The sequence below is a fragment of the Clostridium cibarium genome, assembly GCF_014836335.1.
Classification (GTDB): Bacteria; Bacillota; Clostridia; order Clostridiales; family Clostridiaceae; genus Clostridium; species Clostridium cibarium.
This window is the reverse complement of record NZ_JACSRA010000015.1, coordinates 86,800-94,527: the sequence shown is the minus strand read 5'-3', so window position 1 is coordinate 94,527 and position 7,728 is coordinate 86,800. Positions and strand designations below refer to the sequence as shown.

The window sequence follows — 7,728 nt, the reverse complement described above, 5'->3', positions numbered from 1 at the left end:
GTACTATCCAGTTTTAGTATTTGAAAAGAAAGATAAAAATATAACTGGAAATGAAATTTCCAGTTATAAAACATATCCAATATTCAATTTACACAAGTTATTCTACATCCTCATTATATATACTTTTTAAAACCTTGGACAGAATCTATGTCGTATCCTGATGCTTGATAAAATTTATAAGCACTTTTCCTATATGAAGATGATACAAGCATAGTATAGGAACAGTTTAGTTCGCTAGCATAATTCTCAAGATAATCTATTAGACTCTTTCCAATTCCAAGTCTTCTGTAATTATTCTTTACAATTAAATTTTCTATAACCATAAATGGACGACAACTACCTATAATATCTTGGCATATAACACCTAAAACAGAACCTACTAGGTTATTATCATCATCTTTTGCACCTAGCAAAATATAATTATTATTAGAATCTATCCAGTGAAAAGTCTTTTTCATTTTTTCTAGATTTGCTTCTACATATAGAAGTTCTTTATATAAATCTGCTAATTCAGTAATATCCTTAGTGCATATTTTGTTTATGTTAACCATTATAAGCTACTCTCCCTCACCTAAATTTTAAGTAATTCATCTATAAATTGTTCTGACAGATTTATAGAACCAATAGCATTTACTGTGCCTGTCATAAATACGGTGCTATCATTTTGTATTTCGATTTTTAGATTTCCTCCAGGCATATGAACAGTAACTTTGTTGTTAATAAGTCCTAATTTATAAGCGGCAGTAGCAGCAGCTGAACTGCTGCTTCCAGATGCTAGAGTGTAGCCAGCACCTCTCTCATAAATTTCAATTTGTATATTATCCCTATCCATGACTTTCAATAGTTGCATATTTATTCTGTTTGGAAAGTTTCTCGATGATTCGACATACTTACCTAATTCAGAGGCTTTTTCTTTTGAGATATTTTCCATAGGAATTATGCAGTGAGGATTTCCTATAGACAAGCATGTTACTCTATATTCTTTGTTATTAAAAGTCATTAGTTCATCAATAACTTCTCGAGAAGGACCTGTTACAGGGATTTTATCGCTCAAGAAAGTTGTTTTCCCCATTGAAACTTTTAATAAGTCTCCATTTTTATTAAGGTACTCTACATTAACATTTCCACCTAAAGTATTTAGGACAAATGACTTATCTTTGATATAACCTGAATCTTTTAGATATTTTGAAAATATTCTAACTCCATTTCCGCTTTTTTCAGCTTCACTACCATCAGGGTTAAATATGCGTAGTTTTATTTGTCCTCCTTCCCAAATTGGACCGAATAAAATTCCGTCAGAACCAACTCCAAAGTGTCTGTCACAAATTAGTCTCACTCTTTTAGTGTTTAAATCTAATTTATTTCTATTTGGATCATAAATAATATAATCATTACCTAGTCCATGATATTTTTTCAATATAATTTCCATTTTTCGCACTCCTTAATATTTATATAATAAATTATATTTAGCATTTTTGGTTTTTAATATAGTGTTTATTGTTAATAATATTGCAAAAAGTGCTGTGTGATGATACTGTGGCTTTTTAAGTGTTTATAAATAGTGAAATTATAAACCTTAGAAAGGTGAATTTAACAAGATTAAAGTGTTATTAAAATAATTGTTAAGTGTGGCAATATAAACACGATAAATATATTAGGGTTGACAAAATTCGAGAAAAAATGATGAAAGTACACAAGGAGGAAGTAATGGTTAAGTTGATGGGAAATTTAAAGATGTGGGCAAAATTGGCTGTTTTGATTGTTTTTGTTTCTATATTTATAATAGTTGTAGGTATTATTGGGTTACAAAATATGAAGAAAATTAATTCTAATGCCGCACTTCTTCATGATTATAATCTAAAAACTATAGAAGAGGTTAACTTATTAAGACAGAGTTATTCAGATATAAGAACAGCATTAATTAAAATGGCATATAAAGAAAGAAAAGATCCTGGTGAAAATGAGGAGATTGTTAAAGAAGTACAGGATTTAACTAAACAAGCTGGAGAATTATTTGCCAAGATTAAAGCAACAAATGAGTCGGAAAGACAATATATGGGGCAAGATGAAAAGGAGAATGATGGGAAAGTTTTTGAGAAGATAGAAACTTCATCAAAGATATATCTAGATATGTCCCAAAAGGTGTGTGATTTCGGAACATCAGGGGATTATAAATCAGCTATAAAGGAGATATCAGGAGCCTCAAATGCTAGAGCATCCCTATTTGAAGGATTAGGAGAACTAATTGATATGGCTGTGAAAGAAGCAGATGTAATGTCTCAGTCAAATAATTTAACATATGAGAGTTCTAAAATTATGATTATATCTATCACAATAATAGGGTTTGTTTTAGCTATAATACTAGGAACAAGTATGGCTATAGCGATATCAAAGAAGCTTAAGAAGGTTGTTAAGTTTGCTGATGATTTAGGAGAAGGAGATTTAACTAAAGGGATAGATATTGATTCAAAGGATGAAATAGGAGAACTATCTATAGCATTAAATAAAGCAAAAGATAATATGAAGCTTTTGTTGACAGAAATAATTAGTAGTACTGGAGAGATTAATGCTTCAAGTCAAGAATTGTCTGCTACAGCAGAAGAAGTCTCATCAAGTATGGAAATGGCGAATGAATCTACAGGACAAATTACAAGAGGAATTCAAGATTTAAGTGCTACAACAGAAGAAGTTACTGCATCAACAGAAGAGATAGGAAATGCAACAGAGCAATTAAATATTAAAGCAAATGATAGTTTTAAATCAGCAAATAAAATTAAGGAAAGAGCTGTTGAAGTTAGAGAAAAAGCTGCTAGGAATATAGAACAAGGTAATGAAATATATGAAAAAAATAAAATAAATATATTAAAGGCCATTGATGAAGGAAAGGTTGTTAAAGATATTACAGTAATGGCAGATTCTATTGGAAATATTGCAGAACAAACCAATTTACTTGCATTAAATGCTGCAATTGAGGCTGCAAGAGCAGGAGAGATGGGAAAAGGATTTGCTGTGGTAGCTGATGAAGTAAGAAGTTTAGCGGAGCAATCTTCAGAAGCAGTATCTAGCATTCAAGCTATGGTAAGTAGGATTGAACAAGCGTTTGAAAATTTATCTAATAGTGGAAAAGAAGTTTTAGAATATCTTGAAACAGGGGTAAAACCAAGTTATGAGTTACTTATAAGTGTGGGTATTCAATATGAAAAGGATGCAGATTTTGTTAATAGTATGGCTAGTGACATAGCTAGTTCATCAAAACAAATGAAGGAAGTTATAGATCAAGTATCCTCTGCAATGGAAAGCTTATCTGCAACTTCTGTTGAGTCAGCAACAAGTTCTGAAGATGTATTAAATAACATAAATGAAATAACACATGCTATAGATGAAGTGGCAAAAGCTTCTCAAAATCAAGCTAAAACATCTCAAAGTTTGACAGAACTAGCTAACAAGTTTAATGTTTAGATATAGAATAGAATTAAAATAGAGAGGAAGAAATTCCTCTCTATTTTGCATTAAAACTACAATTATTGTTGTTTATATTGAGGCTCTTGATTTTCTATGTATTGTTGCCTTTGTTTTAATGTTTGAAGTGATGAGTCAAGTTGGTCAGCTATTTGTTGAAATTGTTGTTTAGCTTGCTTATCTTGAGTTTCTAAAGCAAAAGTTTTCATTGTAGCAGATGCACTTTGAATACCTGCAATTGCTTGTTGCATTTGAGTTCCTACTGTCATAACTTTCACCTCCTTTCAAATATTAGCCTTTAGGTTTAAAAATTAATGAAGCTATAAATGCAAAAATTATTGCAGAGGAGATTCCGGAACTAGTTACTTCAAATAAACCAGTAAGTACTCCAAAAATGCCAGTTTCTTCAGCTTCCATTAATGCTCCTTTTACCAATGAATTGCCAAAACTGCATATTGGAACAAAAGCTCCTGCACCAGCAAATTTAACTAATGGAGCATATAAACCTAAACCTCCTAAAATAGCACCAATTACAACTAAGGTACTCATAGTATGAGCGGGTGTAAGTTTAAAGATATCCATCATTATCTGTCCGAGTACACATATTATTCCACCTACAATAAATGCCCAAATAAATGTCATCAATTTAAATCAACACCTCTCTTTACATTTCTATAGATACTGCATGAGCTATACAAGGTATACTTTCTTTTTGTTGGTATGATAGAGGAGATAGTAATGCACCTGTAGCAATTACTAAGATTTTCTTTAACTCACCTTTTTTCATACGATTAAGTAGATGACCATATGTTACAGTAGCAGAGCACCCGCAACCACTTGCACCAGCCATTACAGGTTGATCATCTTTATAAATTAAAAGTCCACAATCAGTAAAAATATTTGAAGGAATTTTATGCCCATGTTTGGTCAATAAATCGGAAGCGATCTTATGGCCAATTCTGCCTAAATCTCCTGTAGCAATTAGATCATAATAGGAAGGGTCGATGTTTAGATCTCTAAAATGAGCCTCGATAGTATCAACTGCAGCTGGAGCCATGGCTGCGCCCATATTATATGGATCAGTTAAGCCCATATCTACTACACGGCCGATAGTTGCACAGGTTACTTTTGGTCCGGAACCTTTTTCAGCTACTAAACCAGCACCAGCACCAGTTACTGTCCATTGAGCAGTAGGTGGTTTTTGAGAACCATATTCTGTAGGATATCTATATAGTTTCTCTGCTGCTACATTGTGGCTAGAAGCTGCAGCTATCACATATTTAGCTGCTTTGCTGTCTACAAGTAGGGAGGCTAACGCAAGGCTTTCCATTGCGCTTGAGCAAGCACCATAAATACCTAAGAAAGGTATACCTAAAGTACGAGCGGTAAATGTACTTGAAATAATTTGATTCATTAAATCACCGCTAATAAAGAATTGAATATCTTCTTTTTTCATATTAGCTTTTGTAATTGCTGTTTCACAAGCCTGTTCAAGTAACTTCTTTTCTGCTTTTTCAAAGCTATCTTGACCTAACCACACATCTTGATGAAGAAAATCAAAGTCGTCAGTTAATGCACCTTTGGCTTCAAAAGGGCCACCGACTGCAGCAGAAGAAATTATTATTGGTTTAGAATCGAAAATCCATGTTTGATGACCTTTAAGCATTTACATCCCACCTAACCATTTGATTAATAGTTTAATTATTGTAACAACAAATGCAGAAAAAGCACCGAAGACAATTACTGAGCCGGATAACTTAAACATATTTCCACCTACACCCAGTACATATCCTTCAGTTCTATGTTCTATAGCAGCAGAAGCCATGGTGTTTGCAAATCCAGTAATAGGAACTGCAGTGCCAGCCCCACCCCATTGAGCAATATGATCAAATACACCAAAACCAGTTAATAAAATTGAAAGGATTATTAGAATTGCTGAAGCAGGACCTGAGGCATTTTCTTCTGTAAGCCCAAACCAGTTAACAAATATATATTGAAAGACTTGGCCTATAGTGCAAATAATACCTCCAACTAAAAATGCTCTCATACAATTTTTTAGAACTGGACGTTTAGGTTCAATATCTTTAGCAAAATCTTGATATTCTTGTTGAGTAGGAGTTAGTTTTTTCTTCTTTTTGTTGGACAATTTTATCACCTTCTAACGTAACAAGTATGGCTCTAGTTTGTTCATCATTTTTTCTAATTTTTTAGAATCAGATGAATACATTCCTTTAACTTTTGGGTTATTTGTTTCTAAGGAAAAAGAAAGACAATCAGCCTGAGCTTTAGAAATATTGGCATAAAGCAATTCTTTGACTTGAGGCTTAGGTAACTCTATTGAATCATCAAATAAATCCACATATAAATCTCCTGAAGAATCTATTTGAGCCAAGAATACATTGTCTAAAGATACTCCTAAATTAGAGAGCTGAGATTTTAGCCATTCTTCATTTAATCCTCTGTTTGAAAGTGATTCATCTAATATGTTTCCATCTAGTATTACTGTTTGAGGTTCAGATATAGGAGCTACCTTTTGTTTCAAATCGTGAGCTGTCACAGGTTTTTTGTCGGATTTTAACAATGCATTTATTTCACCTGTTGTTTCCATAACTGCAAATTCTACATCAGCTAGATTAAATACATTCTTTGAACGTAATGATTTAAGCAATTCTTCTCCTGTGAGTTTCACGTCAAGTAAGTTTTCTTCCATTATTTTTCCGTTCTTTATCAAAACTGTTTCTCTTCCATTTATAAAGTCATGAACCCATTTGCTTTTTATGGATAGGTAATCTAGGGCTATAGAAAATGCTACCCAAATAAATAAGGATAACAGACCAAAAATAAGGTTACCTATTAAACCTAGGGATATCAATGATGCAATAATTGCAATTACAATATAACTTACTAGTTTAAATGGCGTCATTTTCGATAAACTTCCTTTTCCCATAAATCTAATCATGACTAATGTTAAAAAGAAAATAATTGAAGTTCTAATTAGAACTATAATCCAATTTTGCATAATCTCTTCCTCTCTTAATTTCCCTTATATTGTGGTTCTTCAAATTCTAAAACTCGTATTCTTTTTTCAAAATCATTAATTACTGACTCAGTAGTTTGAAGGGCTTTTTTATAAGCCATTACTTCTTCTCTGTTATTACTTTGAACTGAGTAAATCCTTAACGTGCTTTCAATTCCTTTTAAATTAGCCAAGGTTTGTTTTACATTTGAACCTACTGTCATTACAATCAACTCCATAAATAAATTCACAAAGTTATTATTATCAGAGTTTTATATTAATATACTATAATTTGATTTATATCTTTTTTTTTCTATGTAGAAAATATAAAGAAAATATAACGAGAATTATAAATAATAAAGTTAATAAAGCTTTTGTTCCTAAAGACATAAAAATTCCTCCTGTATAAATTTCATTAATTTGTTCAAACCTATTAGTGTTTAATATTAGTATCTAATAGAAATAAAAATATATACGAAAGAGTGATATAAATGATAGAGATTATTGATATAATTTTACAGACATTAATAGCTTTTTTTGCAATATTATTAATTACAAGAATCTTAGGACGTCAACAGGTAGCGCAACTTACAGTATATGAATATATTAATGGAATTACTTTTGGATCTATAGCTGCAACGGTAGCTACAGATCTAGGTCAATCATCTTTGGGACATATTATAGGATTATTTTTGTTTGGAGGATTAACTTTTTTTATGTCATATATTGCTCGAAGAAATAGAAGTATTTCAAAGATACTTGATGGAGAACCAGTGCTGGTAATTCAAGATGGGCATATTTTTGAAAAAAATTTATCTAAGTTTCAATATACAATAGATGATTTAAATCATCTATTGAGAAAAAAGGATATATTTAATATACAAGATGTTAAATATGCTATTCTAGAAACTACAGGAGAAATAAATGTTGTAAAAGTAGCTAATAAGGAAAATGTGAAGGTTGAAGATATGAAATTGCAAGTGGAACAAGAAGAGTTAATTACGGATATTGTAGTTACAGGTAGGATAATATATGAGAATTTGAAAAAGAGAGGAATTTCTGTTAAGTGGCTAACTAGTCAGTTAAAGATGATGGGAGTAAAGAATATTGAAGATGTATATTATGCAACTCTTGATAAAGATAAAAAGATATACATAGATTACTTTAGTGATAAATTGCCAAATCCTGTTGATATCACAGAAAATAAATAATAAATAAAGCAGGCTTATACTTTTTAATAAACCTGCTTTATT

10 protein-coding genes are annotated in these 7,728 nt (G+C 31.4%); 2 read left to right on the top strand and 8 right to left on the bottom strand.

Annotated features, from left to right (window positions below; translation table 11 throughout):
• Window positions 1–113: 113 nt before the first annotated feature.
• Window positions 114–551, bottom strand: coding sequence for a GNAT family N-acetyltransferase (locus H9661_RS10835; RefSeq protein WP_191768750.1), 438 nt, complete (start codon window positions 549–551; stop codon window positions 114–116).
• Between the two features lie 20 nt (window positions 552–571).
• Window positions 572–1,429, bottom strand: coding sequence for a diaminopimelate epimerase (gene dapF, locus H9661_RS10830; RefSeq protein WP_143315908.1), 858 nt, complete (start codon window positions 1,427–1,429; stop codon window positions 572–574).
• A 278-nt stretch (window positions 1,430–1,707) separates the two neighbouring features.
• On the opposite strand from dapF, the gene H9661_RS10825 reads away from it, so the two are divergent.
• A complete protein-coding gene (locus tag H9661_RS10825; RefSeq protein WP_143315907.1) occupies window positions 1,708–3,459 on the top strand; it encodes a methyl-accepting chemotaxis protein in 1,752 nt (583 codons plus the stop codon).
• 62 nt (window positions 3,460–3,521) lie between these two features.
• Here H9661_RS10825 and H9661_RS10820 read toward each other — a convergent pair whose 3' ends face one another.
• The 6 genes from H9661_RS10820 to H9661_RS10795 are packed head-to-tail and all read right to left on the bottom strand — an operon-like array spanning window position 3,522 to window position 6,699.
• Window positions 3,522–3,728: a DUF1657 domain-containing protein gene (locus H9661_RS10820; RefSeq protein ID WP_143315906.1), complete on the bottom strand. Its 207-nt coding sequence runs from the start codon at window positions 3,726–3,728 to the stop codon at window positions 3,522–3,524.
• Between the two features lie 22 nt (window positions 3,729–3,750).
• Window positions 3,751–4,104 (bottom strand): stage V sporulation protein AE, encoded by a 354-nt coding sequence (gene spoVAE, locus H9661_RS10815; RefSeq protein ID WP_191768748.1) that lies wholly within the window; start codon window positions 4,102–4,104, stop codon window positions 3,751–3,753.
• Window positions 4,105–4,123: 19 nt separating this feature from the next.
• Complete coding sequence (spoVAD, locus tag H9661_RS10810; RefSeq protein ID WP_143315904.1) at window positions 4,124–5,125, bottom strand: stage V sporulation protein AD; 1,002 nt, start codon at window positions 5,123–5,125, stop codon at window positions 4,124–4,126.
• Window positions 5,126–5,605 (bottom strand): stage V sporulation protein AC, encoded by a 480-nt coding sequence (gene spoVAC, locus H9661_RS10805; protein WP_143315903.1) that lies wholly within the window; start codon window positions 5,603–5,605, stop codon window positions 5,126–5,128. It lies immediately after the preceding gene.
• A 12-nt stretch (window positions 5,606–5,617) separates the two neighbouring features.
• On the bottom strand, window positions 5,618–6,478 hold the full coding sequence (locus tag H9661_RS10800) for a DUF421 domain-containing protein (protein ID WP_143315902.1): 861 nt from the start codon (window positions 6,476–6,478) through the stop codon (window positions 5,618–5,620).
• 14 nt (window positions 6,479–6,492) lie between these two features.
• Window positions 6,493–6,699: a DUF1657 domain-containing protein gene (locus tag H9661_RS10795; protein ID WP_143315898.1), complete on the bottom strand. Its 207-nt coding sequence runs from the start codon at window positions 6,697–6,699 to the stop codon at window positions 6,493–6,495.
• Between the two features lie 267 nt (window positions 6,700–6,966).
• On the opposite strand from H9661_RS10795, the gene H9661_RS10790 reads away from it, so the two are divergent.
• Complete coding sequence (locus H9661_RS10790) at window positions 6,967–7,686, top strand: YetF domain-containing protein (protein WP_143315890.1); 720 nt, start codon at window positions 6,967–6,969, stop codon at window positions 7,684–7,686.
• Window positions 7,687–7,728 lie beyond the last annotated feature (42 nt).